25 protein-coding genes, 5 tRNA genes and 1 other annotated feature are annotated in these 25,645 nt (G+C 45.9%); of the genes, 7 read left to right on the top strand and 23 right to left on the bottom strand.

All coding sequences use genetic code 11. The annotated features are described in order from the left end of the window. Positions 1–109 precede the first annotated feature (109 nt). From ligD (BMW43_RS14605) to ligD (BMW43_RS14595), 3 genes are read left to right on the top strand one after another with little or no spacing between them, the layout of a single operon-like run. On the top strand, positions 110–1,105 hold the full coding sequence (gene ligD / locus BMW43_RS14605) for a non-homologous end-joining DNA ligase (protein ID WP_091749092.1): 996 nt from the start codon (positions 110–112) through the stop codon (positions 1,103–1,105). Between the two features lie 5 nt (positions 1,106–1,110). Then, entirely contained in the window at positions 1,111–1,944 is an 834-nt protein-coding gene (gene ku / locus BMW43_RS14600; protein WP_091749090.1) for a non-homologous end joining protein Ku, read from the top strand. After that, positions 1,928–2,845: a non-homologous end-joining DNA ligase gene (gene ligD / locus BMW43_RS14595; protein WP_091749087.1), complete on the top strand. Its 918-nt coding sequence runs from the start codon at positions 1,928–1,930 to the stop codon at positions 2,843–2,845. The genes ku and ligD (BMW43_RS14595) overlap by 17 nt, the downstream gene beginning before the upstream one ends. Positions 2,846–3,045: 200 nt before the next feature. Here ligD (BMW43_RS14595) and thrC read toward each other — a convergent pair whose 3' ends face one another. The 10 genes from thrC to trpE all read right to left on the bottom strand — a co-directional run bounded on the left by thrC (position 3,046) and on the right by trpE (position 13,063). Next, entirely contained in the window at positions 3,046–4,545 is a 1,500-nt protein-coding gene (thrC, locus tag BMW43_RS14590) for a threonine synthase (RefSeq protein ID WP_091749084.1), read from the bottom strand. A gap of 38 nt (positions 4,546–4,583) precedes the next feature. Beyond that, positions 4,584–5,078: a Cys-tRNA(Pro) deacylase gene (gene ybaK / locus BMW43_RS14585; protein ID WP_091749081.1), complete on the bottom strand. Its 495-nt coding sequence runs from the start codon at positions 5,076–5,078 to the stop codon at positions 4,584–4,586. A gap of 125 nt (positions 5,079–5,203) precedes the next feature. After that, positions 5,204–6,124 (bottom strand): prephenate dehydratase, encoded by a 921-nt coding sequence (pheA, locus tag BMW43_RS14580; RefSeq protein WP_245732495.1) that lies wholly within the window; start codon positions 6,122–6,124, stop codon positions 5,204–5,206. Between the two features lie 19 nt (positions 6,125–6,143). Continuing rightward, positions 6,144–6,391, bottom strand: a binding site (T-box leader). A gap of 241 nt (positions 6,392–6,632) precedes the next feature. Beyond that, on the bottom strand, positions 6,633–7,442 hold the full coding sequence (trpA, locus tag BMW43_RS14575) for a tryptophan synthase subunit alpha (RefSeq protein ID WP_091749078.1): 810 nt from the start codon (positions 7,440–7,442) through the stop codon (positions 6,633–6,635). Next, the gene (gene trpB / locus BMW43_RS14570; protein WP_091749076.1) at positions 7,435–8,619 is read right to left on the bottom strand and encodes a tryptophan synthase subunit beta; all 1,185 of its coding nucleotides are present in this window, start codon (positions 8,617–8,619) and stop codon (positions 7,435–7,437) included. Before trpB ends, trpA begins: the two co-directional genes overlap by 8 nt. Next, the gene (locus BMW43_RS21580; protein ID WP_091749073.1) at positions 8,565–9,218 is read right to left on the bottom strand and encodes a phosphoribosylanthranilate isomerase; all 654 of its coding nucleotides are present in this window, start codon (positions 9,216–9,218) and stop codon (positions 8,565–8,567) included. Before BMW43_RS21580 ends, trpB begins: the two co-directional genes overlap by 55 nt. A 3-nt stretch (positions 9,219–9,221) precedes the next feature. Beyond that, positions 9,222–10,004, bottom strand: coding sequence for an indole-3-glycerol phosphate synthase TrpC (gene trpC, locus BMW43_RS21575; protein WP_091749070.1), 783 nt, complete (start codon positions 10,002–10,004; stop codon positions 9,222–9,224). 11 nt (positions 10,005–10,015) lie between these two features. After that, the gene (gene trpD / locus BMW43_RS14555; protein ID WP_091749067.1) at positions 10,016–11,029 is read right to left on the bottom strand and encodes an anthranilate phosphoribosyltransferase; all 1,014 of its coding nucleotides are present in this window, start codon (positions 11,027–11,029) and stop codon (positions 10,016–10,018) included. Next, complete coding sequence (locus BMW43_RS14550) at positions 11,022–11,600, bottom strand: anthranilate synthase component II (RefSeq protein WP_091749065.1); 579 nt, start codon at positions 11,598–11,600, stop codon at positions 11,022–11,024. The genes trpD and BMW43_RS14550 overlap by 8 nt, the downstream gene beginning before the upstream one ends. Then, on the bottom strand, positions 11,597–13,063 hold the full coding sequence (gene trpE / locus BMW43_RS14545; RefSeq protein WP_091749062.1) for an anthranilate synthase component I: 1,467 nt from the start codon (positions 13,061–13,063) through the stop codon (positions 11,597–11,599). The genes BMW43_RS14550 and trpE overlap by 4 nt, the downstream gene beginning before the upstream one ends. 1,055 nt (positions 13,064–14,118) lie before the next feature. On the opposite strand from trpE, the gene nadE reads away from it, so the two are divergent. Then, positions 14,119–16,017 carry an NAD(+) synthase gene (nadE, locus tag BMW43_RS14535; protein ID WP_177173611.1) on the top strand — a complete coding sequence of 633 codons (1,899 nt, stop codon included), beginning with the start codon at positions 14,119–14,121 and terminating at the stop codon, positions 16,015–16,017. 88 nt (positions 16,018–16,105) lie between these two features. On the opposite strand, the gene BMW43_RS14530 is transcribed toward nadE, so the two are convergent. The 12 genes from BMW43_RS14530 to BMW43_RS14475 all read right to left on the bottom strand — a co-directional run bounded on the left by BMW43_RS14530 (position 16,106) and on the right by BMW43_RS14475 (position 22,102). After that, positions 16,106–16,468, bottom strand: a complete 363-nt coding sequence (locus BMW43_RS14530; protein WP_091749055.1) for a hypothetical protein — start codon at positions 16,466–16,468, stop codon at positions 16,106–16,108. Positions 16,469–16,488: 20 nt separating this feature from the next. Beyond that, positions 16,489–18,024, bottom strand: a complete 1,536-nt coding sequence (locus tag BMW43_RS14525) for a hypothetical protein (RefSeq protein WP_245732493.1) — start codon at positions 18,022–18,024, stop codon at positions 16,489–16,491. Positions 18,025–18,208: 184 nt separating this feature from the next. Beyond that, complete coding sequence (locus BMW43_RS14520) at positions 18,209–18,595, bottom strand: ACT domain-containing protein (RefSeq protein WP_177173610.1); 387 nt, start codon at positions 18,593–18,595, stop codon at positions 18,209–18,211. A 16-nt stretch (positions 18,596–18,611) separates the two neighbouring features. Continuing rightward, a complete protein-coding gene (locus tag BMW43_RS14515) occupies positions 18,612–19,910 on the bottom strand; it encodes a phenylacetate--CoA ligase family protein (protein ID WP_245732491.1) in 1,299 nt (432 codons plus the stop codon). A gap of 27 nt (positions 19,911–19,937) precedes the next feature. After that, positions 19,938–20,153 carry an aspartyl-phosphate phosphatase Spo0E family protein gene (locus BMW43_RS14510; protein WP_091749049.1) on the bottom strand — a complete coding sequence of 72 codons (216 nt, stop codon included), beginning with the start codon at positions 20,151–20,153 and terminating at the stop codon, positions 19,938–19,940. A 243-nt stretch (positions 20,154–20,396) separates the two neighbouring features. Further along, a tRNA-Leu gene (locus BMW43_RS14505) sits at positions 20,397–20,485 on the bottom strand. A gap of 50 nt (positions 20,486–20,535) precedes the next feature. Next, positions 20,536–20,610: transfer RNA gene (locus BMW43_RS14500), tRNA-Cys, on the bottom strand. Positions 20,611–20,617: 7 nt separating this feature from the next. After that, positions 20,618–20,692, bottom strand: a tRNA-Gly gene (locus BMW43_RS14495). A gap of 6 nt (positions 20,693–20,698) precedes the next feature. After that, positions 20,699–20,774 (bottom strand) — tRNA-Phe (locus BMW43_RS14490). 10 nt (positions 20,775–20,784) lie between these two features. Further along, positions 20,785–20,860 (bottom strand) — tRNA-Asp (locus BMW43_RS14485). A gap of 147 nt (positions 20,861–21,007) precedes the next feature. Further along, a complete protein-coding gene (locus BMW43_RS14480) occupies positions 21,008–21,379 on the bottom strand; it encodes a response regulator (RefSeq protein WP_091749046.1) in 372 nt (123 codons plus the stop codon). Positions 21,380–21,439: 60 nt separating this feature from the next. Further along, positions 21,440–22,102: a hypothetical protein gene (locus BMW43_RS14475; RefSeq protein ID WP_091749042.1), complete on the bottom strand. Its 663-nt coding sequence runs from the start codon at positions 22,100–22,102 to the stop codon at positions 21,440–21,442. Positions 22,103–22,217: 115 nt separating this feature from the next. Here BMW43_RS14475 and BMW43_RS14470 point away from each other — a divergent pair, with 115 nt between their 5' ends. The 3 genes from BMW43_RS14470 to BMW43_RS14460 are packed head-to-tail and all read left to right on the top strand — an operon-like array spanning position 22,218 to position 24,902. Further along, on the top strand, positions 22,218–23,297 hold the full coding sequence (locus tag BMW43_RS14470; protein WP_091749039.1) for an ABC transporter substrate-binding protein: 1,080 nt from the start codon (positions 22,218–22,220) through the stop codon (positions 23,295–23,297). A gap of 41 nt (positions 23,298–23,338) precedes the next feature. Beyond that, positions 23,339–24,103, top strand: coding sequence for an ABC transporter permease (locus tag BMW43_RS14465; protein WP_091749037.1), 765 nt, complete (start codon positions 23,339–23,341; stop codon positions 24,101–24,103). 19 nt (positions 24,104–24,122) lie between these two features. Beyond that, positions 24,123–24,902 (top strand): ABC transporter ATP-binding protein, encoded by a 780-nt coding sequence (locus BMW43_RS14460; RefSeq protein ID WP_091749034.1) that lies wholly within the window; start codon positions 24,123–24,125, stop codon positions 24,900–24,902. A 119-nt stretch (positions 24,903–25,021) separates the two neighbouring features. Here the strand turns inward: BMW43_RS14460 and BMW43_RS14455 are convergent, their stop codons facing one another. Further along, positions 25,022–25,492: a hypothetical protein gene (locus BMW43_RS14455; protein WP_091749031.1), complete on the bottom strand. Its 471-nt coding sequence runs from the start codon at positions 25,490–25,492 to the stop codon at positions 25,022–25,024. Between the last annotated feature and the right edge of the window lie 153 nt (positions 25,493–25,645).

Here is a 25,645-nt window from a genome sequence, read left to right as displayed (position 1 = left end):
AGACCGGAAACTATCCGGTCTTTTTTATTGGCAGTTATGCACATGCATATCTTTTGTATTAAATAAAACACTATACATAAACTATTATCTTGCAAAAGAGGCCTATTGCATGAATCACTTTGAGCCAATGCTGGCAATGCTTTCATCACTGCCTGATGAATCTTCCGCTTACGCCTTTGAAGTAAAATGGGACGGCATACGGATATTAGCTTGCTTTGACGGCAAAGACCTTGTCCTGTTTACGCGCAACAAGCATAATGTAACCGACCAATATCCTGAAATAACACCGCTTCGACAACTGCTGCTTGACAAAAAAATAACAGATATCACATTAGATGGTGAAATCATTGCGCTAAATGCAAATGGCCGGCCTTCCTTCTCGTTATTGCAAAAACGCTTTCGAAAAAATATGAGACCTCTTTCTGCCAACCTTAAGCAAGTACCGATAGTATATATATTATTCGATATTTTGCAACTAAACGGACGCCCTCTTGTTGACCTTACTTATGTAAAACGACGGGACATTCTTGACGGTCTGCAACTACAGACCTCTTATTGTCAAATCCCCTGCTATCAAACCGGTGATGGAAAAACCATTCTGGAGGCCACACAAAAACTTGGTCTGGAAGGGATTGTTGCCAAACGGCTGGACAGTCAATATCACGCGGGGAAACGTACCGGCGACTGGCTGAAAATTAAAAATATCCACCGGCAGGAATTCGTAGTCGGCGGCTGGCTGCCTGGCAAAGGAACACGGCAAGGACTTATTGGCTCCATTCTGGTCGGTTATTATGCCGCGGCAGAAAAAGAAACGGTAAATCACGGTCCTTGTCAAAAGCTAGTCTACGCCGGCAGAGTCGGCACCGGTTTTACCACACAAATGCTTCGCCAATTATCTGCCACGTTGGTACCGCTTCATAGCCAGGAAAACCCGTTTTGCAACCTCCCCTATACGAAACATAGTTCTTTCGTTACTCCTACCATCGTAATCGAATGTGAGTTTACGGAATGGACACCCAGCCGCACCCTACGTCATCCCGTTTTTAAAGGGTTCCGGTTTGATAAAACGGCAAAAGACGTGGTACTTGAAAAAACAGGAGAGTGATAACCATGGCCCGACCGATATGGAGCGGCTCAATTAGCTTTGGCTTAGTCAACATTCCCATCCGGTTATACAATACGGTAAAACGGAAAACTCTCCATTTTCATCAATTGCGTAAAAATGATTCCTGCCGTATTCGGTTAAAGAAAATATGCCCCGTTGATGGCAAAGAAGTCCTTCCGCAAGACATCGTAAAAGGCTATGAAATTTCCCCTGATCAATATGTAATCGTCAATACCGAAGAATTAGATGCCTTGGCTCCTAAAGCCACCCGCACTATCGAAATTGAGGATTTTGTAAAACTCGAGCAAATTGACCCCACTTATTTTGAAGCATCTTACTATATACTGCCTGAACCCGCTTCGGTAAAAGCCTATCATCTTTTGCTGGCTGCTATGCAACATACACAAAAGGTAGCCGTCGCCAAATTTGTGCTCCGCAATAAGGAGCATCTTGCCATATTACGCCTTAACAGTTCGTTACTTATCCTCTCTACATTATTTTATCAGACCGAAATTATAGCACAGTCCGAACTGGAAGATGAACTGATTAAAGCAGATCAGCCACCAACTGAAAAGGAGTTGAACATCGCCTTGCAATTGGTTGAATCTTTGAGCAGTGATTTCCAGCCTGAAAAATATAAAGACGAATTCCAAGCTAAAGTACTTTCATTAATTCAGAAAAAAGCCGAAGGTGAAACCGTTACCGCACCTTCGTCCGAGCAAAATAAACCGGGCAATGTTGTTGACCTGATGGCGGCATTGGAAGCTAGCGTATCAGCCATCAAAAAACAAAAAACAGCCGGTACAAGAAAGAAGAAAATCCATGCCGCTCAAAACTAGCATTAATATAAACGGAAAAAAGGTTGCCTTATCCAATTTGCACAAAGTCTTTTATCAGGAGAAACAATTCACCAAAGAACAGGTGATTGATTACTACATCCGCATGGCACCAGCTCTCCTACCACATCTAGCCAATCGGCCACTCACTTTAAAGCGCTATCCAAACGGCGTGGCTGAGCCCTTTTTTTATCAAAAAAACTGCCCAGCCTCTCGCCCAGCCTGGGTTAATACCGCCCCGATCTGGAGTGAAAGCAACAAGAAGACGATTGATTTCTGTCTGGTAAACGATCTGGCTTCGTTAGTCTGGGCAGCCAATTTGGCCTCTCTGGAGCTTCATACCTCGCTGTCTTTAGCTGATGATCCGGACACACCGACCATGCTGGTCTTTGACCTAGATCCGGGATTGCCGGCGGGAATACGGGAATGCGCCCAGGTCAGCTTACTGCTCCTGGAATATTTTGAATCAAAAAAGTTAATCCCTTTTATAAAAACCTCCGGTTCCAAAGGCCTTCAAGTCTACGTCCCCTTAAACACACCGGTCAGTTACGATCAGACAAAAGAATTTGCCAAACATGTCGCTCAATACCTTGAACAGCAACAGCCGCAACTGATTGTCGCCAATATGCGCAAAGCCTTGCGTCAAGGGAAAGTATTGATTGACTGGAGCCAAAATGACAGCCACAAGACCACCGTTTGTGTATATTCTTTACGGGCTAAAAACACACCCGCCGTCTCCGCACCGGTGACCTGGAATGAAATCAAGGCAGTTGTACAAAATAACAATGGTCGTTGTTTACATTTCACCGCCGAACAGGCTCTTGACAGAGTCAACCAGCATGGCGACTTATTTGCCCCACTCCTGACCTTACAGCAAAAGCTTCCTTCCCTAGGGAATCACTGATTTATTCACACCGCACATCCTGTCGGATCTTTTTCCGTCTGACTGCGTCAGCCAAGCCTTGAAATAGGAACCGCTATTCCTGCGGCTTTACTTCCTTGCCAGCCGAAAAAATTTCTCGCCAGGCTGGCAGGTTCATTAAATCAGCGGTTCCCTAGACAAATAAACTAGCAAACAAAGATATCGTTGTTTGCTAGTTTATTTTACGCTTTATTCAACATTTCCCAAACCTTTGCCGGCATTTCTTCCTTCGCACAGCTTTGTTGATGAATAATCTGTTTATTTTTCAACGAAGCCAGGGCGACAGGAACCGGCCAGCCTGTCAATTCCGATAACGCAGTAAGCATGGTAAATTCATTGAGTCCGGCAATCCTATTCTTGGTTTCGATCGCCGATAAGACGCTTTCATTAAATTTAAAAGGACTGGCTGTGGATACAATCACCGACGGTGTCTGATCCCCCGTTGCCTGGCGATATTTTTCGTACACCTGCCAGGCAACTGCCGTATGAGGATCTGTCAGATAGCGATGCTGGCTAAACACAGCTTGTATAACCTGAGCGGTTTCCTTGTCATCGGCCCAGTCCGCCCAAAAGACAGTGCGAAGTTTTTCCAGATAACGATCACCAATCGTATAGACTCCTGTTTCCTGTAGCTTAGCCATCCAAGCGCCAACCTGGTTGGTATCTCCACCAGTCATATGATATAGCAGGCGTTCCAAATTGCTGGATATCAAAATATCCATGGAAGGCGAAATGGTTTTATGGAAATCGCGGTTGCGGTCATACACTCCGGAACGCAGGAAATCAGTTAATACATTATTACTATTGGAAGCACAGATTAATTTATTGATAGGCAATCCCATCAACTTAGCATAATAGCCAGCTAAAATATTGCCAAAATTGCCGGTTGGAACAGTAAAATTCACCGTCTGTCCCTGTTGGATATGCTTCCCTTTCACCAGATCGGCATAGGCGCTAAAATAATATACAATTTGAGGCACTAGGCGTCCCCAATTAATTGAGTTGGCCGAAGATAACTGATAGCCTTTATCCAACAAAGCATTCTGCATATCAGTATCGTTAAATATCTTTTTCACCCCGGTTTGGGCATCATCAAAGTTGCCATGCACAGCTATGACAGCAACATTACTCCCCTCCTGAGTGACCATTTGCAGTCTCTGAATAGGGCTGACACCTTCGTGCGGGAAAAACACGGCGATTTTGATCTGATCGACATCCCTGAAGCCTTCTAACGCGGCTTTCCCCGTATCGCCCGAAGTTGCTACCAGAATAACCACTTCATTCTTTTCATCAGTCTTTTGTAATGCCGTTGACAGTAGTTGTGGCAGCAATTGCAGAGCCATATCCTTAAAAGCGCTGGTCGGTCCATGCCACAGCTCCAGAAGATAGCGGCTATCTCCTACAGCCACTAACGGCGCAATCTGCTCAGTATCAAACTTATCGCTGTTATAAGCGGCTTGAATACAGCTGGCAAGTTCCGGCCCGCTATAGTCCTTCAGAAATTTGGCCAAAACAGCATAGGCCCGCTGGCGATAATCCAAACTGACCAATCCGGCTAATTCGCCTTGAGTAAAACTCGGGATTTGTTCAGGTACAAATAATCCCCCGCTTGAGGCAATGCCGAGCTTAATTGCCTGGGCTGCTGAAAGCCTGTCTTTTCCGCCGCGCGTACTAATATACATAGAGCAACTCCTTCCAAATGGTTTACCTGTTACATTTATCAAGCTTCTTTGCCGTCAGAAGGCATCATCGCAATATCTGCCAGGGTCATCTCGACAATCCCGATTAACAGAGAGGGATTGATAACAATTTGACAGCCCCGGACACCGGCGCTGACGGCAATAGTCGGCCAGCGAGTTATACTGCTGTCGGCAAAAGTGGGATAGCGTTTCTTCATTCCCAGCGGCGAAACACCACCTCTTATATACCCTGTCAAGGCGGTTATATCCTTGACGTGCACCATCTCAATCTTCTTATTCCCACTGACCGCAGCAAGCGCCTTAAGGTTTAATTCGGCGCCGCCCGGTAGGCAGGCAATGACAACGCCGGTTTTATCGCCGCGGGTTACGAGTGTTTTAAATACCTGTTCAAGCGGCAATCCCACTTTTGTCGCCACATTGCCGGCACCAAGATCCGCTTCATCCACTTCGTATTCTCGTAACTCATAATGTATCTTATGACCGTCCAATAATCTGGCGGCATTGGTCTTTTTCACAATCCATTCTCTCCTGTTTTTGACAAATGCAAACCTTTTTCAACAGTATATAATTCTTTCGTTTCCCTTGTCAATTCATGTACAATCATTAGATACAATTGTCTCCGGCAGACAATCCATCTATATTATAATACATAACAAGGATAAGAGCCAAGATTTTTCAGCCACAGGCTTCTTTCTTTAACAGCCTGAATGGCCTGTCGCACATGGGCCTCATGAAGGCCCCCCTCTATATCGAAAAAGAAAATATACTCACCCAGGCTGGTGCGGGCCGGGCGAGATTCAATTTTGCTAAGATTCACATCCCGCCGGGAAAATTCAAGCAACAGCTCGCACAGGCTTCCGGGACGTTCGCCATTCATTTTGCAAACAATGGAAGTTTTATATTGAACTGGCTCCTCACTTATCTGAGACTTCTTCTGTCTTAAAAGGATAAAACGTGTACAGTTATTATTACAGTCCTGGATATCATTATCAATCATCGTCAAACTATGAATTTCAGCGGCGCGCAGACTACCGATAGCCGCCAGACCGGGCGCTCCCTCAGCGACCAACTGTGCCGCTTTGGCTGTGCTCTCCACAGCCTCCAGCCTAGCCTGCGGGTAATGTCGGGCAATATAGTTTCTACATTGTGCCAACGGCTGCGGATGCGAGATAATACAGTCTATTTTCTTTTCCCCACCTTTTGTCAGCAAAGCATGGCGGATAGGCAAGACAAACTCACTGACAATCACTAGTTCAACATCATGGGCCAGCACATCCAGTGTGATATTTACAGAACCTTCTATGGAATTCTCAATCGGTACAATTCCCTCGGTTATTTCCCCTGTCGCCACCGCTCTGATAACAGAATCAATCGTAGTATAGGGTTTTAACTCACAGGCTGTCTTTTCACAAAGCCGTAGAGCAGTCTCTTCACTATAGGTGCCGCTCGGCCCCAAATACCCGACCTGAATAGCGGCAAAGGGCTCCCTGTTTACATTAGGCAAAGCTATTCCTCCCCTTGGAACGCCAGCAAAAACTTTAGTCGTTCCTTTTATCATCATACAAAAAAACCTCCCATCCCATAAGGACGAGAGGTCTCGCGTTACCACCTTTGTTATTCGTATAAACGAATCACTCCATAGAGTATCAAACAATACTCTCCCTGTCTAACGGTCAGGATTCCGGCACAGCCTACTATCAAATAAGTCAAAAATTCAGCCTGCAACTCCGAGGTGAACTTCGTATATTGACCTTGTACCGGGCTTTCACCTTCCCCGGTTCTCTGCAAACAAGGACCAACACCTACTTTTCCTCTTCTTCGTTTTTACGATATAACTTTTTTTCATCATACCACAGTAGACGCCTTGCCGCAACCCATTTTTAGGGAACCGCTGATTTAATGAGCCTGCCGGCCTGGCGAGAAATTTTTTCGGCTGGCAAGGAAGCAAAAGCTCAGGAATAGCGGTTCCTATTTCAAGGTTTTGCTGACGTAGCCAACCGGAAAAAGATCCGCCAGGATGAGCGGTGTGAATAAATCAGTGGTTCCCTAACGGCTTATAAAGAAAACAGCTACAACATTGCTTTCGATGATGTTGTCCTGTCCTGCACTGGCCGAATAGCCGCCTTCATGCTGCGTACATAATCGGCTACGTAGGGGACGCTGCCCTCGCCATATTGTGCGATGATTTTCATAATCGCCGAACCGACAATCACTCCATCCGCAACCCTTGCCATGTCAGCCGCCTGTTCAGGTGTGGAGATACCAAAGCCGACCGCGCAGGGTACGTTGGTTTGGGCCTTGACAAGTTCGATCATGCTGCCGATATCAGTGTTTATTTGGCTGCGCACACCGGTTACACCCAGCGAAGATACACAGTAAACAAAACCGCTGGCTTCGCGCGCTATCATGGCCACACGATCGTGCGAGGTTGGGGCGATGAGTGAAATCAGATCAATACCGTGCTGTTTGCACAGCGGGTCAAACTCTTCTTTTTCCTCAAACGGCAGATCCGGCAAAATCAGGCCATCCATGCCTATAGCAGCGGCGGTTTTGATGAAGCGCTCTGCACCGTAGGAAAAAACAACATTCGCATACGTCATGAATACCAGTGGGATGTCCGTTTTTTCACGAATGCGGCGCACAAGCTCAAAGATGCGGTCAGTCGTCGTCCCTGCGGCAAGGGCACGCATATTGGCCGCCTGAATGACCGGCCCCTCTGCTGTCGGGTCGGAGAATGGAATACCCAGTTCAATCAAATCCGCCCCGGCTTCCACCATAGCATAAACAAGCTGCTCAGTCACATCCAGTGATGGATCGCCACAGGTCAGAAAGGCGATAAACGCTTTGCCATTCACAAAAGCTTTTTGAATCTTACTCATGGATGTCCTCCCCTCGATAGCGTGCAATCGCGGCACAATCCTTGTCACCGCGACCGGAAATAGTGATAACAATAAGCTGATCTTTGCGCATGGTTGGCGCAAGTTTCATGGCATACGATACGGCGTGGGCGGATTCAATTGCCGGAATGATGCCCTCCAGGCGGGACAAATACTCGAAGGCGTACACAGCCTCATCATCAGTGACGGGTACATACTCGGCGCGGCCAATGTCGTACAGATGTGCATGCTCCGGCCCAACGCCCGGGTAGTCAAGCCCGGCGGAAATCGAATACACAGGAGCGATCTGACCGTACTCATCCTGACAGAAGTAAGACTTCATGCCATGGAATATACCCAGCTTGCCGGTGGTAATGGTTGCGGCAGTCTCAAAGGTATCCACCCCGCGGCCCGCCGCCTCACAACCGATCAGGCGCACACCAGCATCCCCAATAAAGTTGTAAAACGTGCCAATGGCGTTCGAACCGCCTCCTACACAGGCCAATATCGCGTCCGGCAGACGGCCTTCCTTTGCCAGGATCTGCTCTTTGATCTCCTTGGAGATCACCGCCTGAAAATCACGTACAATAGTAGGAAATGGATGGGGACCCATAACCGAACCAAGAACGTAATGGGTATCCTCAATACGGTTCGTCCACTCGCGCATGGTCTCGGATACGGCATCTTTAAGCGTACCTGTGCCGCTCTCAACGGCATGTACCTTTGCGCCCAACAGGCGCATACGATACACATTGAGCGCCTGCCGTTCAGTATCCTCCTTGCCCATAAAGACCTCGCATTCAAGCCCCATAAGCGCGGCAGCAGTCGCCGCAGCCACGCCATGCTGACCCGCTCCAGTCTCGGCTATGACACGTGTTTTTCCCATCTTCTTGGCAAGCAGCACCTGACCAAGCACGTTGTTAATCTTGTGCGAACCGGTATGGTTCATATCCTCGCGCTTGAGGTAAATTTTCGCGCCGCCGAGATTTTCGGTCATACGGGCAGCGTAATACAGTTCGGACGGACGACCCGCATAGTTATTCAAGAGATCATTGAGTTCGGCGCAAAACGCCGGATCATTTTTATAGTGCTCATAAGCCTTTTCCAGCTCAATAACAGCATTCATCAAGGTTTCGGGCATATACTGCCCGCCGTGAACGCCAAATTTTCCTTTGGACATATTCTTTCTCCTTTAATCATTTGTACAATCTGATATATCTTCTGCCGGTCCTTTTTGCCATTGGTCTCCACACCGCTTGACACATCAAGAAGGCAGGCCTTTGAAAGCATGGCTTCCGGGATATTTTCCGCATGGAGGCCGCCGGCGAGGGCAAAAGGGCGCGTCACTCCCGCAAGCAGTGTCCAGTCGAACACCACGCCACTGCCGCCGCCTGCGTCCAGCAGGATAAAATCGGCTGAGCTCTTCATAGCGCGGTGCACGTCATCCTCTGAACGGATTTGAAATGCCTGCCAGATACTTTTACACGTCAGACGACGCAGCACAGCAAGATAGTTCTCATCCTCATGCCCGTGCAACTGTGCCACAGCAAGCGCACCTTCATTAAGCAGCGTTGCGACTTGTTCGACCGGCTCATCGACAAATACGCCTACCGGTGTGATATCCGGAGCAAGCGACCTACGCAAGGTACGCAGTGTAACTACATCAACATTGCGCCGGCTTTTCGGTACATGGATGACAAAGCCGCAGTAATCCGGCCGCGCTGTGTTGACTGCTTCAATATCCTCGGTGCGGCTCAGACCGCATATTTTGACCTGCATGACTCACGCACCTCGCAGAGTATGCAGCGCCGCCTTTTTGTCCGGTGATCGCATAAGCGTTTCACCAATCAGCACCGCATCCGTACCGTTCTGATAGAGCCTGGCAATGTCTTTAGCCGTCCGTATGCCGCTTTCGGACACAAATACGCAGTCCGCCGGGGCAATTGAGCGCAGACGGATACTATTCTCCACATCTACGACAAAGGTCTTTAGATCGCGGTTGTTAACACCGATAATTCTCGCACCTGCGGCAACGGCACGGCGTACCTCCTCTGCATCATGGGCTTCGACAAGCACGCTAAGCCCCAGAGACTCAGCCAACGCATGATATCCGATAAGCTCTGCATCGCTTAGGATGGAGCAAATCAGCAAAATAGCAGCCGCGCCAAGTATCTTGGCCTCATAAATCATATACCGATCAATGGTAAAGTCCTTGCGCAGCACGGGGATGGATACGGCCTGAACAATCTCCTTGAGATAAACATCACTGCCCTGAAACCAATAAGGTTCGGTCAGGCAGGAAATGGCAGCCGCTCCTGCTGCCTCATACTCGCGGGCAATGTTCAGATAGGGAAAATCCTCGGCAATAATGCCTTTGGACGGGCTTGCCTTTTTTATTTCACAAATGAATGAAAGCCCCTCCTGCCGCAACGCCCGCTCGAAAGGGAAGCTACGCCCCGGTTCCATAGCCTCCGCCTGTGCACAGAGGGCTGCAAGCGATACCTGCGACTTTTGTGCCCTAATGCGCTCACGCGTTTTATGGGCGATTTTTTCTAAAATGTTCATAATCTCATCCTTTATGCATTGCTTTCCTCTACAAATCGCTGCAGTTGCTGCGCTGCCGCACCACTGTCGATCAGTTCTTCGGACAAACGCACACCGTCAGCTATTGTTTCTGACTTATTAAACAGATATAGCGCCGCGCCTGCATTCAGACAAACAGCCTGTCGCTTCGCCCCCCTTTCCTCACCGGATAAAATGGCCCGGGTGAAGCCTGCGTTTTCTTCGGGCGTACCGCCGGTCAGTTCCTCTTTTGCACAGCGGATATAGCCAAACTGCTCAGGTGTAATGGTGTAGCAATGAAACTCACCGCCCTGGGCAATTTCACAAACCCTGGTGGGCGCACTCATGGAAATTTCGTCCAAACAATCTTCGCCATATACGACCATACCGCGCCGCACGCCCAAATTGTACATAACCCGAGCCAGCGGCTCAACCAGTTCCGCATCGTATACACCCATCAACTCCAGGTTGGCCCCCGCCGGATTGGAAAGCGGCCCTAAAATGTTAAACACTGTACGAATGCCCAATTCACGGCGAATCGGCGCCACATACTTCATCGCAATGTGATAGTTTTGCGCAAACAAAAAGCAAATTCCAATTTTTTTGAGCATCGCTGCGCTCCGCTCCGGGGAAATGGTAATATTAACACCCAACGCCTCCAGAACATCGGCCGAGCCGCACTTGGAAGATGCCGCACGGTTACCGTGCTTAGCCACCGGTACACCGGCGGCCGAAATGACCAATGAGGATGTGGTAGAAATATTAAAGGAATGGGAGCCGTCGCCGCCGGTGCCCACAATTTCCAGCACATCCATATCGTGCAGCAGCTTAATACAATGAGCTCGCATACCCGCCGCCGAGCCGGTAATCTCGTCAATGGTTTCCCCCTTCATGGACAGCGCAGCCAAGTAGGCTGACATCTGCACCGGGGTTGCCTCGCCGGACATAATTTCGTGCATGACTTGATTGGCCTCTCCATAGCTCAAATTCTGTTTTTTGCTCAACATGAGAATGGCTTCTTTAATCATGGTCATTTTCCTCCAAGAAATTGCGAATAATGGATAAACCATCCGGTGTCATTACCGATTCCGGGTGAAACTGTACGCCGTAGACAGCATATTTCGTATGTTCTACTGCCATGATTTCGCCCTCTGCTGTCTCTGCGACCACGATCAGCGTATCCGGCAGCGAACCACGCACGGCTGCCAGCGAATGATACCGGGCAACCTGAAGTGATTCACCCATGCCGCGAAACAGACGCGATTCTGTATTGAGTACCGCTTCCGAGGTCTTGCCGTGCATCAGGCGGGACGCATACGAAACCGTTGCTCCGAATGCTTCACAGATGGCCTGATGGCCAAGACACACACCAAAAATCGGTATCTTATCCGCGAAATATCGTACAGCCTCCACACAGACACCCGCATCGCTGGGCTTGCCCGGCCCAGGTGACAAAAAGATGGCTTCCGGCCTCATCGCTTCGATCTGGGCAATCGTCTTTTCGTCGTTGCGGATTACCTGGATATCCGGATTTACCACACCGATAAGCTGATATAGGTTATACGAAAAACTGTCATAGTTATCGATAAGCAGTATCATGCGTCAATGCCCTCCTGTGCGATTTCGATGGCGCGGACAACGGCGCTCGCCTTGTTTAAGCACTCCTGATATTCGCTGTCCGGCACACTGTCAGCCACGATGCCCGCCCCCGAGCGCACGCAGACCTTGCCGTCCTTTTTATACGCCAGCCGGATAGCAATGCAGGTATCAAGGTTACCAGTAAAATCCAGATACCCAATCGCACCGCCGTAAATACCCCGTTCACAGTCTTCCAACTCATGGATGATCTCACAGGCGCGAATTTTGGGTGCACCCGACAACGTGCCCGCCGGCAGGATAGAATCGATCGCATCCACCGCGTCCTTATCTTCACGAATTGTACCCGTTACGGTTGACCCGATATGCATGACGTGAGAGAAGCGCTCAACCGCAAGGTATTTCTCCACCTTGACTGTACCGATCCTGCTGATGCGGCCAATATCGTTTCGGCCAAGATCTACCAGCATATTGTGTTCGGCCAGCTCCTTTTCATCATGCAGCAGTTCAGCTTCCAGCGCTTTATCCTCGGCATCTGTTTTACCGCGCGGTCTGGTACCGGCCAGAGGGAAGGTAAACAGCTTGCCATCCTTTAGCTTTACCAGTGTTTCGGGCGATGCGCCGGCAATTTCAATGTCATTGCTGAAAAAGTAGAACATATAGGGTGAGGGATTGCTTGTGCGTAGCACACGGTATACATCGAACAGGCTGCCGTCCATTTCTGCCGTTAGCGGGTTGGATAGCACCGCCTGAAAGATATCGCCCTCGCGAATATAATGCTGCGCCTTCTCTACCATGCCGCCATACTGCTCGCGGTTGAATCTGGGTGTGAGCGGAGTCTTTAGCCTGGGTGGCTGCGGCTCGCATTTTGAGCCTTTACGAATCAAGTCGACAAGCTGATCAAGCTCATATACTGCCTTATGATAGCTGGTTTCTAATTCAGCAGACCGCGCACCGACAATGAGAATAATCTTCTGCCGCAGATGATCAAAGGCGATCACCTTGTCAAACAGCATCAGATCAACCTCCTGAAATTGACCGTCCTCGTGTACAAGCTTCAGACTGGGCTCGGCATAGCCGATGTACGAATAGGAAAAGTAACCGACCAGTCCACCGGTAAACGGCGGCAGGCCCTCGATCTTAGGACTGCGATTTTCATCTAAGATGCGGCGAATGGCATCGCCCGGATGTGAAACCTGCTCAGTAACGGTTGTACCTGCACGAATACAGAGGCGCTTCCCTTTGCAACTCAATTCGGCGGTCGGGTCAAACCCGAGAAAGGTATACCTTCCCCACTGTCGGGCATCCTCCGCGCTTTCCAGCATGTAGCAATGACTGCTAACGTGTTTGAGCGTACGCATAACCTCAATCGGCGTAAAACGATCGGCATACATCTCCCGACTGATCGGAATACGTGCATACCCTTGCGCCGCAAGCTCCTTGGCCTGCTTTAGTGTGGGAAACATGTAAATACCTCCTCTGAAAATACAAATAACCCGTCCTTGACATAGATATAAAAATACCTATGTCAAGGACGGGTTTAAACGTCTAAGTCTTAGACCACCCGCGGTGCCACCTTGATTCACAAGAAAAATCCTGTGCGCTTTGCGGAATACCAACATATTCCCGGCAACTGACGTATGCCTTACGTCGCAGAATACTCGGCCAAGGCCTTTGACTGCGCCCTCCGCGGTCCATTTAACAATCTGCATTCGATCCGGCTCTCAGCTTCCCGGACTCTCTGTGCGTGCACAATTGTCTTGATTTCCGCATCAACGGTTTCAGATTTATTTACGTTTATTCTAGCATCGGCCAGACATACTGTCAAGGAGTGAATTCTTGAAAAATTGGTTATCTACTTGATTTTACGCATCCATCTGCGCTGACCTAAAAAAACGTGGTGCGATGGATATATTCATTGCTTTTCCATGATAATCCGAGGAACCTGATAAAACCATACATGCAGTATTTCCTCGACAAAACAACCGCTATGCCTTGTCCATCAAATTGGAAATTCGACCAAATTTGTGCATTACAAGAACAGAAAACAAATCTGTACCGACTTAGAAAAGCTATAGGGAACGGTAAATCTTATCGATGCAGAGTATGCAAAAAAATAATTTAGGTTAAAATGGAATAAAAATTACTTCTTTACTGGTTAACCTATAAACGGATCTATGAATTCTTTTGATCTTAGGGCGTGTCTTCAAATTATCAAAACGGCCACAGGCGGCGCTTTTCGCAGCATATTTCGTTAAATTTTCTCTGAAATAAAAACCATTATTCCTGCGAAAATTTGCCTAGCCTGCCACGAAAATCACTCGCCAGTGAACATCTCGCTAATTTTGAAGGCACACCCTAGTTGATCGACAATTCAATCTGTTATATTCTTTTATATCCTGGAAGGACATCTTCCTTCTACAGAGAAGTATTGATGTTATTGTCGATTCTACTGACTATAATACTCGCCTGTTTCTCAAATCATGGCGACAACACAAACTACCATAAGAGGTGTATACATTTGTTAAAAATAGCTCTAGGACAAATGGAAGTTATCCCTGGCCGTCCCAGCGATAACTTTCAGACCATGCTGTCCATCATTCAGGAAGCCCGCCAACACAATTGCCATATGGTTATATTCCCCGAAATGGCCATTCCCGGTTATTTACTGGGAGACACCTGGGAACAACCGGCATTTTTAAGAGACTGTGAGTATTATGGCAACAAAATTATCGAGGCTTCCAATCATATCATCATTGTCTTTGGCAATGTAGCCGTTGACTGGAAAAAATGCGGCGATGACGGCCGCGTTAGAAAATATAATGCTGTTTTTGTTGCACAGAACGGTCAATTGCAGGGAGCGGATAACTTCCCCTATCCGTTCCGGATTAAAACGCTGCTGCCTAACTACCGGGAATTTGACGACACCAGACATTTCTTTAGTTTACGCAAATTAGCCATGGAACGTCAGGAAAAACTGGAAGATTTATTGCAACCCGTAACGGTCCAAATTGACGGAAAGTCCTGTAAACTGGGCTGCATTCTTTGCGAAGACGGTTGGAGCGACGATTATTCCATAAGTCCCATCAAGCTTTTGCAGCAAAATGGCCCTTTGAACATAATCATCAACATATCCAGTTCACCTTATACCCTCAATAAAAATAACAAACGTAACCGCGTTTTTTCAGAACAGGCTCGCTATGCTGGCGTCCCTCTAATTTATGTAAACAATGTAGGACTGCAAAACAACGGTAAAACCCTCTATACTTTTGACGGGTTCAGTACAGTGTATAATGGCCAGGGTGATGTTGTGGCCTATTGTCCTCCGTTTATCGCGCTGACCCAAACAATCACGCTTGACTTGCAAACCAAGGGCTTAGAGTTACCGCCAATCACTACACCAAATGATCACGACATGAAAAGTATTTATACAGCCCTGCGTTATGGAATTGAAAAATTCACGGCAGCCATCGGCATCAGAAGAGTAGTTATCGGTATATCCGGCGGCATTGATTCGGCAGTAAGCGCCGCCCTTTACGCAGACATTCTCGGTCCACAGAATGTTCTGCTGGTAAACATGCCCAGCCAGTTCAACTCGGAGACCACCAAGGGCCTAGCCGCCGAGCTGGCACGTAACCTGGGTTGTTTATACACGGTTATGCCTATTCAGGAGACCGTCGACTATACGATTAAGCAGATCTCAGAAACTCCTATTATCAATCTAGCCGATTCAAGCGAAACCAAACTTTCCGTATCTCCCTTCGTCACGGAAAATATTCAGGCTCGCGATCGCTCTTCCCGCATACTGGCAGGTATCGCCGCTGCCTTTGGCGGTGGCTTTACCTGTAACGCCAACAAAACAGAAACGACTGTCGGCTACTCTACGCTCTACGGTGATCAATCCGGTTTCCTGGCCGCCTTGTCTGATCTTTGGAAACATCAGGTTTATGCTTTGGCTGTTTATTTAAACGAGCAGGTTTTCGGCCGCGCTGTCATACCGCAACGCTCGATTGATATCGTTCCCAGTGCCGAATTATCCTTTGAACAAGCCGTTGATGAAGGAAAAGGTGATCCGATCATTTATCCTTATCACGATTATCTCTTTAAATCCTTCATGGAGCATTGGCACAGGGCCACACCGGAAGACATACTAACCTGGTATAAGGAGGGAATCTTAGAAGAAAGGATTGGCTGCGAACCACAAGTAACAAAAAAAATCTTCGCTACCCCCGCAGATTTTATCAACGATTTGGAGCGCTGGTGGAAACTTTATACGGGTATGGCTGTAGCAAAACGGATTCAGGCACCGCCTGTCCTAGCGGTTAGCCGCAGAGCTTATGGCTTCGATCACCGCGAAGCGCAGAACGGGCCCTACTACACGGCTAAATACCTTGCCATGAAGCAAGAACTACTGCAATAAGAACTTGTGCCGGCTTACGAACGCACACGCTCACACAAAAAAACAAAACCACGATAGGGAAAACACCTTATCGTGGTTTTTATTTACACTAACGGAAGATGTGAATAATCAGCCATGCTATTGCTCCAACAAGGGCTACAACGAACAGGGAAGAAAAGGCAAACATCACGATGCCGGCCAGAATCAACCCCCACACAAGTTTGCTAAACCAACCTCCGCTTAAACTATTGAATTTGACCTGCCGCATAAAAATCCGCTCATTAGCTGAATACTGCGACCGTTCATACTGGGTATCACTATACCGGTTATCCGAATCCTGTTCAATAGTTACTCCTTTAAAGTCCTGCCGTTCCTCAGGAGTTAGAATATGAACCGGCTGGGATTCTGCCTTGCAATAAGGACAATCCGTCTCAGTTTCCGACAATTGACGTCCGCATTTATTACACTCCATTTCGCTCTCCCTCCCTAATATTACGGCATGAATAACGAAACTACAAAACCTTCTTCACCTAAATAGCGTGGATCAAAGGGTTTTAGTTCCAGAATTCGGCTTAATTTGTTTTTGTTTTTATAGATACTCGCTTCTGAAATATGCATATCCGCCGCCAGGCTTTCCACGGTGACGTTGTTCAAGTAATTGATCTGAGCATAACTATATAATAATACGGCCACCCAAACCTCCGGCTTTCGCACAATAATATCGGTCAATTGACAAAGATCATGCCACATGGCTTGTATCAGTTCTGCATCATGTTTAGAAAAACCATAACTGGCATATATGCGCTTTAGTCGTTGTATTACACCTGCATGTGGCTCACGACTCAAAACCGCCTTGGGAAAAATTCTTTCGATTTGTGAATTAGATATAACATTTACCTTGGCCAGTGTTACAAGAATATCAATAGTATGGCGTACCACCAGGGCATGGCGTTTAAAAAAACTTATTAAGTCCACGCCAGGTTTTTGTATCTCAAAAACCCTTTTCTGCCGCAGTACTTCCTCCCGTATACGACGCCGCAGATTTTTACTCACTTCTATACTGGTAACATAATTGATTACAATCATACCCTGCGAGAATATGTGTCCGTAAAATAGCAACTTCTTCAGTGAATTATAATCGAAAAGAAAGGGTAGCTCAAATCGCTCATTGGTAAACAGGTTGACACATTCCACCCAGTCCTGGTTCAATATGCGCTCAACATAAAACACTGTAAACTGGGCACTCTGTAAGTCATTCAGAATCTGTCGTTCCTCATTGGATAAGCGTTCGGAAAAAGTTTGATAAAAATGGGCAAGCGGCGTATTATCATTTGCTAACAAATGATAATCAAATAAAAAATAATCCCAAAATCCCAGCCAGAATTCTTCCTTCCCATCATCAGGAATGTTCTCTAACGGACCGGTATATAAATACAAGGCACGGTCAAAATCCTCATTAAAATCATCTTGCTGATAATATGTCCCCAATTTTATCATTAAATGTTCTACAGTTTCCCCGATGACCTTTGCCATTTCCTGGTTTTGCACCGCGGGATCCGTAAACACAGTGTTTAAATCATCGCTTAATAGAGCTAAATCCCTACTCGGCAGCAGCTTGGTAAGCTTCAGTTTTTTCCCGCCGGCTATATTGCTGGCAGCTCGTTCGACCTCAGTGCAATCACTCATAATTCTTCTACTTACCAGATGCTGCTGAAATTCAATTAACACGGCAAAAAAGTCCCGTGCATTTTTAAGTGACATTTTGAACCCCTTGACATGGGTAGATAGCCATTCGATCAACAGGACATAATCTTGTTCTGTCAGTTCATCCAGATCTTCATTATCGGCGTATTGCAAATAAATGATAAAAAGCTGTATAGATTGCCAGAGCTTACGCAACTCACTGTCAGCAGCACCCTGCCAGGCTTTATAACGCAAAAAGCTTTCCACCCATTCCCGTTTTATGGAAACTAGGTCCATTGGCTCACTATTATAAAAAAGACTCACTTGGTCATACACATTTTTCATTATGTCGTAAGAATCTCCTTAAAAAATACTCATACCGCATACAGATAAAGGCACTGCCTTTATCTCGTAAGTGCTATTATAACATTTTTACTATCATTCTGCCAGAAAAGACCTTGCTATTTATAAATATAAATAAACCCTGCAGCAAGCTTGCGCAGGGTCATCGGCGAGATTTCTTCGGGAGCTATCCCAGTATCTGTTCGGCCTTGACAACATCATCCACTTTTAATGCCACATGCGCATCTTTGTCATTAACTGCAGCAAAGGCGTACATATATTCGATATTAATGGAGGCCTCGGCCAATTTTTCTATTTGTTCGGCTAAATCACCGGGACGGTCTTTTACTGTTACCGCCAAAACAGCAGTAAGCTTGGCAGTCAACCCAGCCTTCCGTAAAATCTCCGTCAAAGCCTGCGGATCATCGACAATTAACCGCAAAATACCAAAATCCGCTGTGTCAGCCAAAGATAAGGCCCGGATGTTTACGCCATTTTCTTTCAATACAGTCAAAACACCAATCAGCGTCCCTGGTTGGTTCTCTAAAAACACAGATACTTGTTGGATAATCATAACACCCCTCCTTATGCTATATTTTCCGTTTATCAATTACCCGTTTGGCCTTTCCCTCACTCCGTTCAATGGTCTTAGCTGCCACCAGTCTCACTTGAGCGGATACATTCAACACATGGGACAGTTCACTTTTAATTTTATGCTCCAACGTTTCCAGTTGGCGTACTTCATCCGAGAACATACTGTCGGTAACCTCTACCAGCACGGTTAAATGATCCAGGTTATCCTTGCGTTCCACAATAAGCTGATAATGAGGGGAAGTCTGCCCCAGACTGAGCAACACACTTTCTACCTGGGAAGGGAATACATTTACGCCACGAATGATCAGCATATCATCACTTCTGCCCAGCACTTTACCCATCCGCACCAAAGTCCGTCCGCATTCACAGATATCACGCCGCAGGATGGTTAAATCCCTGGTGCGATAACGGAGCATAGGCATCCCTTCTTTGGTTAACGTCGTGATGACAAGTTCCCCTTTTTCACCTTCAGCCATAACTTCTTCAGTTAAGGGATTAATGATTTCAGGATAGAAATGGTCTTCATTAATATGCAAGCCGTTCTGCACCTGGCACTCACAGGCTACACCAGGACCAATAATTTCACTTAAACCATAAATATCGATTGCTTTAATACCCAATTGCTCTTCAATTTCATGACGCATATGCTCAGACCACGGCTCAGCACCAAAAATACCTACCTTTAATGCCGTATCCTCTGGATGAATTCCCATTTCCCGCATGGTTTCAGCAATATATAAAGCATAGGAGGGTGTACAGGCTATGGCTGTAGTACCAAAGTCTTTCATCAACAAAATTTGTCTTGCCGTATTACCGCTGGAAGCAGGAATGACCGAGGCACCTAATAGCTCTGCACCATAGTGCATCCCCAATCCTCCTGTAAACAGGCCGTAGCCGTAAGCAATCTGTATAAAAGACTGTTTAGTAACACCGGCCGCAGCCAAAGATCTCGCCATTACTTCCGACCAAATGCCAATATCCTTCTTGGTATATCCCACCACCGTCGGCCTGCCGGTAGTACCACTGGAGGCATGAACCCGTACAATTTCACTCAATGGAGCGGCAAACAGTCCATAGGGATAATTATCCCGCATATCCTGTTTGGTTATAAACGGCAGTTTAGCAATATCTGCTAAAGTAGAGATATCTTCCGGCAGCAAACCACGTTCCTGCATTCTGGAACGATAAAAAGCCGATTTGTGATAAAGAGCTGCAACCAATTCCCGTAATCTTTGGGCCTGTAATTCTCTAAGTCTTTCCACTTCCATCGTCTCAATTGGCTGATTCCAATACAATATGTTTTCCTCCCAGCAATAGTTAAATCACGATTCAGCTTTATCACTCAACATACCAGCATTTCTATACAACAATGTTCCTTTTTGTTTGTTCTGTTCCAGGTTAATCAGTTTATTCAGGAATCTGTCTAACTTGGTACTAAGCAGAATAACATCCTCGTCTGTCAACTGCCTGTCTTTTCCTTTCGTATTTAACCGTTTTCTTAACCTTTCAATAATTTGCAACAGCTTTTCCATCTTCATAATATCCCTCCGTCATTTCATTAAATATGATCCCAGGAATATCTTTATGGTGTGAGCAAACATGTAAAGGTAAAAAAATATAGAAAGGTTTTTATCAATTAAATATTTCATAAAATATTTCCATAATTATTTACCAAATCCTTCTATTAAACTAAATATCTCAACAAAAAATTCATATTTTTATAAAAAATGATTAGAAAATAAAAAAACTGTTCTATTTTCAATAGAACAGTTTGTTAGCTTTGGTGCGAGTGACCAGACTTGAACTGGTACGGGAGTTAAGTCCCGACGGATTTTAAGTCCGTTGCGTCTGCCGATTCCGCCACACTCGCAGAATAATCCAAGATAATTAAATATACATTTCCTATACAAAAATAATAATTGGAGGCGGCACCCAGATTTGAACTGGGGAGTAAAGGTTTTGCAGACCTCTGCCTTACCACTTGGCTATGCCGCCGAATAAATGGAGCGGAAAACGAGATTCGAACTCGCGACCCTCGCCTTGGCAAGGCGATGCTCTACCACTGAGCTACTTCCGCATAATATGGTGCCTCAGGACAGAATCGAACTGTCGACACGAGGATTTTCAGTCCTCTGCTCTACCGACTGAGCTACCGAGGCGTTGAGCAAATGGCGACCCGGAAGGGACTTGAACCCTCGATCTCCGCCGTGACAGGGCGGCATGTTAACCACTACACCACCGGGCCGTACTTCAAACCGCATAATCTAGTATACAACAACACTAATATGATGTCAATGCTTATTTTTTTCACAACAGCCTGTCATATACTAACTTATTGCCACGAATGATATTTTATCATTTACTCTATACTATGTCAACATGATTATTGGTATTATTTTTTTAGTTCAGCTAATATCTTATTTATTGTTACTCTTACCTGTTCCGGTTCAAATGGTTTTATGATAAAGTCCGATGCCCCGGCTTTCAGCGCATCAGTGATAATCGCTCGCTGTCCCAATGCTGTTACCATAATAATTTTAGCCAGCGGGTCTTCCTCGTGTATATGCTTGACAGCCTGTATGCCATCCAACCCTGGCATGGTTATGTCCATGGTCGTTATATCCGGTCTAACTTTAAAATACATTTCAATTGCTTGCTTTCCGTCACCAGCTTCCCCGACAATTTCGTGCCCGTCTTCCGTTAATTGCCGTTTTAACATCATGCGCATAAAAGCCGAATCATCACAAACTAATATCCTTGCCATATTAAACCCCGCCTTATCTAGATGTATTCATCCGAAGTAAGAAAATTACAGCTCTGGCCTTTAACTTATTTGACGTTGCATAGCTTCCAACGTGGCAACTAACCGTTTCCCCAACTTCTCTTCCAGTTCCTGCAATGAACTTGCATCAAAATCAGCTGTCATCTGAGGCGTACGGCTGATGCGCATTTCCCCAAAAAATTCATCTCTGTAAATATTATAGTATATAACAAGATTACTTTCTGTGGCAAAATGACTATATTCTATGATAATGTATGAACCGTTGATTATTCTTAAAGGCTCATTAGGTGCGATAAACAACTCAAAATCAGCAATCCGTTTAGGCAGAATATGTTCATATTGCCAGGTTAATATTTTTTTTTGCACGACAATACTTTCTACCGTACCGACATCAAAACAGGCCATCCGCTGCAGTGTGATTCGCAGTTTCTCCAATAGAATTTTTTCAAGAGCATCTAAACTAGTTACAATAAAAGTCGTATCACAAAACTCCGTCAACCCGATGGTAACCCGTCCTAAATAGTCCTTCGTAGCAGCATCATATAAAATCGTCAATTTCCTGTGACGGCTTTCGTTTTGATAAGCGAATATAAAATATTTCGTCCCATCCTGCCGGGAAATAAGTTGTAATGCAAATCCTTCCAATTCCTGGGGCAACTTACTAAGAAAAGACCACTCTTTTATTTGTTCAATTATTTTCTCCATTTCGTCCTCCAACTTTGGTATTCGTTATTTCGCAGAAAAAACCTGCAAACTTGTAGCTAAATAAACGATTTAAGAATACTATAGATTACTCAAAACGTTTAAGGAGGGCTACGTCATGAGAAAAGTTTTGTGGGCTAAGCTTGCAATACTGCTCATAGCCATACTGCTGATTACCGCCTGCGGTTCCCAGCCGGCAACTAACTCAAACCACCTAAAGAATGCACCGGCCTGGGCTGCTGGTCTCAATCCTCTGGCACAAGAAACAACGGTAAAAGTCGGCATGAAACAAGCAGTCTCCGATGCCGGCATCTTAATCGGCATGGCTAAAGGATACTATAAAGATCTTGGTATTACTATTGAACCTATCCAATTTAATTCCGGTCAGGAAATGATCAATCAACTGGCCGCAGGCCAGTTGGATGTGGGAGCAACAGTAAGCGCTTCCGGTTTACTTAATGCAATGTCTAGAGATATCCCGGTTAAAATCGTGGCCGATAAAGGGATTAATGTACCTGGCAAAGGTTATTACCGTTTGGTCATTCGCAAAGATCTGGTTGATTCACTCAAGGATTACAGCGACCTAAAGGGAAAGCGCATAGCAATTGTAGGTACGGCCTCCCTGGATGAAATAGCCTTATCCCGGGTATTGCAAAAAGCTAATTTGACAACGCAGGACATTGATTTACAAGTCATTCGCTCCTTTCCCGACATGCTGGTTTCATTGAGCAACAAGAGCATTGACGCCGCGATGGTCATTGAACCATTTATTGTACAAGGCATAGAAAAAGGCATCCTTGATCCCTGGAAAGATCCTGTCGAATATGATCCGGATGCGCAAACAGCCTTGCTTGTTTTCGGTACCAGCCTGACGAAAAACCCCGATGTGGCCAATCGCTTTATGACTGCCTATATCAAAGCCTTGCGTGATTACAACGACGCTTTTTTCAAAGATCTGAATAAAGCTGAGATTGTATCCATCCTTTCCCGATATTCTGTTGTAAAAGACCCTCAACTATATGACAAAATGTTTCCTACCGGCTTAAATCCTGATGGCTATGTCCGTACCAAAGGAATAGAAATGGATCTTGCCTGGTATAGGCAGCACAATCTATTAAAGTCCGACATTCAGTTTGAAGATGCCGTTGACAATCAATATGTAGATTTCGCACTACATATTCTGGGAAAATATCAATAAGATAAGGCACGATCAATCTTTTCTGGAGAGGAAACTACATCATGTGGGATAACAAAAAAAATTTTTTCAAATTGTTATCTGTACTGTCCCCTTTTACTTTGCTGTTATTATGGGAACTCAGTTCACGAGCCGGTCTGATTGATACCAGATTGTTCTCCAGTCCAAGCCACATTTTGCAAGCTTTCATTCCGCTACTGGTTTCCGGAGACTTGCCCTATAATACCTGGATCAGCGTACAGCGTATTATTTTAGGGTTTATTGCCGGATCACTTCCGGGCATCCTGATCGGTATCAGCATGGGGCTGTCACCATTTGTCCGTTCAACTTTTGAGCCGTTAATCAGTGCTACCTATCCTATTCCCAAACTGGCACTTATGCCGTTAATCCTATTGATTTTCGGCTTAGGGGAAACCTCCAAGGTTTTCACCATTGCCATCGGAGTTTTTTATCTGGTAGTTATTAATACGATGGTGGGGGTTCTCACAATCGACAAAATCTATTTAGATGTAGCAAAGAATTTTGGTGCCAGCCGGAAAGACTTTTACCTAACAGTAGCCTTACCGGGAGCATTGCCTACTATATTTGCCGGTTTAAAACTAGGAATGGGAATGGCTCTTATTTTAATCGTGGCCGCCGAACTGTCTGCAGCTAAGGCAGGTATCGGCTGGATGATCTGGCGGGCCTACGATATGTTTGACATCGAGCAAATGTTTGCGGCGTTAATTACACTTTCTATTCTTGGCTATATATTTTCATTGTTATTGGATCTGATTGAACGCTTGGCACTTCCTTGGAAACAATCTTAGTCTGCAGGAGGCCGGCCATATGAATAACCATAACCGTATACTTTTAAAAAATGTCAGCAAAATCTTTCCTGCCCCATCCGGGACAGTCACTGCATTACAAGATATATCCGTTGAAATTAAGGAAAACGAATTTTTTTGCATTGTAGGCCCCAGTGGCTGCGGCAAAACCACATTATTGCGTATTCTAGCCGGATTAAGCGAAGCATCGGCCGGCAGTATTACCATCGCAACGACACAGAAAGACCGGCCTGTCAATTCCATGGTCTTTCAGGAACAGTCCATCTTTCCTTGGATGACGGTCTTAGATAACGTGGGATATGGGCTAAGAATGCGCGGCATCCCTAAAAAAGAAAGAGACCAGATTGCCAAGCGATACATCGAGATGATTGGCTTAACCAGATTTACCAATTCGTATCCCAGCCAATTATCCGGCGGAATGAAGCAGCGGGTCAGTGTTGCCCGCGCTTTTGCCAATGATCCGGAAATCCTCCTCATGGATGAGCCCTTTGCCGCATTGGATGAACAAAACAGAATCATCCTTCAGGAGGAACTACTGCGCATCTGGGAAACTACCCAAAAAACCACAGTTTTCATTACACACAGCCTGGATGAAGCCATCTGCCTCAGTGACCGCATTTTAATCATGACCGCCAACCCGGGAACTGTAAAAGAAATCATCACCGTCGACTTACCCCGTCCCCGTGACATCATTGCCATACGAACCACCGCAGAGTACAATCAAATCTTTCAAACAGTCTGGTCTATGTTACGGGAAGAAGTACTAAAAAGAAATGAATAAAATCATCTGTAAACGGCAAACAAGAAACACATTTTATTTTTCTGCTGATTACACTAACTTCCTGTTTAATCGTACACAAAGGAGCCCCGGCACTTTTCAGGCCGGGGCTTCCTTCACATTCAGCGAGTAATTTTAAAACTGTTGGAACGAGGATGCCAGTTGTTTTCTCCTCCATAAATCTTTTTCGGAGAAATTTTATGTCCATCGACAAACAAGTCAAAATCCACTTTGTCTCCACCGTCAACCCTGAAATCAACTCCATCAGACGCACCAATTGTTTCAAAGCGAAACTCCAGCTTATGCCCAAAAGATGTAATTTTATATCTGTCGTCACTTTCCAAACGCACACCGTGGACATTAACAAACCGGCCATCAGTTCGCAGGACACCAGTGTAAACATGATTCTGTCCTTTAGTAGTTGTTCTCAGATGCAGTCCCGCATTATCATGCCAAATAAAATATCCCTGATTTTTCCCCATATGAAAATCGTCGGGGCTTCCCTCCAGTTCAGGCGACCAGGCAAAAGCACTGGTAGTCATCCCCATCATAAACAGCCCCACCAAGGCTGAAAGCATTCTCTTGTTTTTCATAGAATATGCACACCTTTCCTCGTTAAACTCTCCGTATTTTGATTTTAGAGGAAAGGCATGACAAATTTATGACAGTTATTGTTAAATCCGACTTCTTACAACAGTTTTAAATCCGCCTATATGATTGATATTTAGAATATCCTATTTACAGGC

Origin of the sequence: Propionispora vibrioides, assembly GCF_900110485.1 — a bacterium.
GTDB classification, from domain to species: domain Bacteria; phylum Bacillota; class Negativicutes; order Propionisporales; family Propionisporaceae; genus Propionispora; species Propionispora vibrioides.
This window is presented reverse-complemented; position numbering and strand designations above follow the sequence as displayed.

What these genes read in the sequence shown, in the direction of transcription:
- BMW43_RS14480 (WP_091749046.1), bottom strand. Translation starts at nt 21,379, where the DNA reads ATGGCAAGGATATTAGTTTGTGATGATTCGGCTTTTATGCGCATGATG.
- BMW43_RS14530 (WP_091749055.1), bottom strand. Translation starts at nt 16,468, where the DNA reads ATGGAGTGTAATAAATGCGGACGTCAATTGTCGGAAACTGAGACGGAT.
- BMW43_RS14550 (WP_091749065.1), bottom strand. Translation starts at nt 11,600, where the DNA reads ATGATACTGCTTATCGATAACTATGACAGTTTTTCGTATAACCTATAT.
- ku (WP_091749090.1), top strand. Translation starts at nt 1,111, where the DNA reads ATGGCCCGACCGATATGGAGCGGCTCAATTAGCTTTGGCTTAGTCAAC.
- ligD (WP_091749087.1), top strand. Translation starts at nt 1,928, where the DNA reads ATGCCGCTCAAAACTAGCATTAATATAAACGGAAAAAAGGTTGCCTTA.
- BMW43_RS14470 (WP_091749039.1), top strand. Translation starts at nt 22,218, where the DNA reads ATGAGAAAAGTTTTGTGGGCTAAGCTTGCAATACTGCTCATAGCCATA.
- pheA (WP_245732495.1), bottom strand. Translation starts at nt 6,124, where the DNA reads ATGATGATAAAAGGAACGACTAAAGTTTTTGCTGGCGTTCCAAGGGGA.
- BMW43_RS21580 (WP_091749073.1), bottom strand. Translation starts at nt 9,218, where the DNA reads ATGCAGGTCAAAATATGCGGTCTGAGCCGCACCGAGGATATTGAAGCA.
- BMW43_RS14475 (WP_091749042.1), bottom strand. Translation starts at nt 22,102, where the DNA reads ATGGAGAAAATAATTGAACAAATAAAAGAGTGGTCTTTTCTTAGTAAG.
- trpE (WP_091749062.1), bottom strand. Translation starts at nt 13,063, where the DNA reads ATGTTTCCCACACTAAAGCAGGCCAAGGAGCTTGCGGCGCAAGGGTAT.
- thrC (WP_091749084.1), bottom strand. Translation starts at nt 4,545, where the DNA reads ATGTATATTAGTACGCGCGGCGGAAAAGACAGGCTTTCAGCAGCCCAG.
- trpD (WP_091749067.1), bottom strand. Translation starts at nt 11,029, where the DNA reads ATGATTAAAGAAGCCATTCTCATGTTGAGCAAAAAACAGAATTTGAGC.
- ligD (WP_091749092.1), top strand. Translation starts at nt 110, where the DNA reads ATGAATCACTTTGAGCCAATGCTGGCAATGCTTTCATCACTGCCTGAT.
- trpC (WP_091749070.1), bottom strand. Translation starts at nt 10,004, where the DNA reads ATGAACATTTTAGAAAAAATCGCCCATAAAACGCGTGAGCGCATTAGG.
- BMW43_RS14455 (WP_091749031.1), bottom strand. Translation starts at nt 25,492, where the DNA reads ATGAAAAACAAGAGAATGCTTTCAGCCTTGGTGGGGCTGTTTATGATG.
- BMW43_RS14525 (WP_245732493.1), bottom strand. Translation starts at nt 18,024, where the DNA reads ATGAAAAATGTGTATGACCAAGTGAGTCTTTTTTATAATAGTGAGCCA.
- BMW43_RS14465 (WP_091749037.1), top strand. Translation starts at nt 23,339, where the DNA reads ATGTGGGATAACAAAAAAAATTTTTTCAAATTGTTATCTGTACTGTCC.
- BMW43_RS14520 (WP_177173610.1), bottom strand. Translation starts at nt 18,595, where the DNA reads ATGATTATCCAACAAGTATCTGTGTTTTTAGAGAACCAACCAGGGACG.
- BMW43_RS14510 (WP_091749049.1), bottom strand. Translation starts at nt 20,153, where the DNA reads ATGAAGATGGAAAAGCTGTTGCAAATTATTGAAAGGTTAAGAAAACGG.
- trpA (WP_091749078.1), bottom strand. Translation starts at nt 7,442, where the DNA reads ATGAGTAAGATTCAAAAAGCTTTTGTGAATGGCAAAGCGTTTATCGCC.
- trpB (WP_091749076.1), bottom strand. Translation starts at nt 8,619, where the DNA reads ATGTCCAAAGGAAAATTTGGCGTTCACGGCGGGCAGTATATGCCCGAA.
- BMW43_RS14460 (WP_091749034.1), top strand. Translation starts at nt 24,123, where the DNA reads ATGAATAACCATAACCGTATACTTTTAAAAAATGTCAGCAAAATCTTT.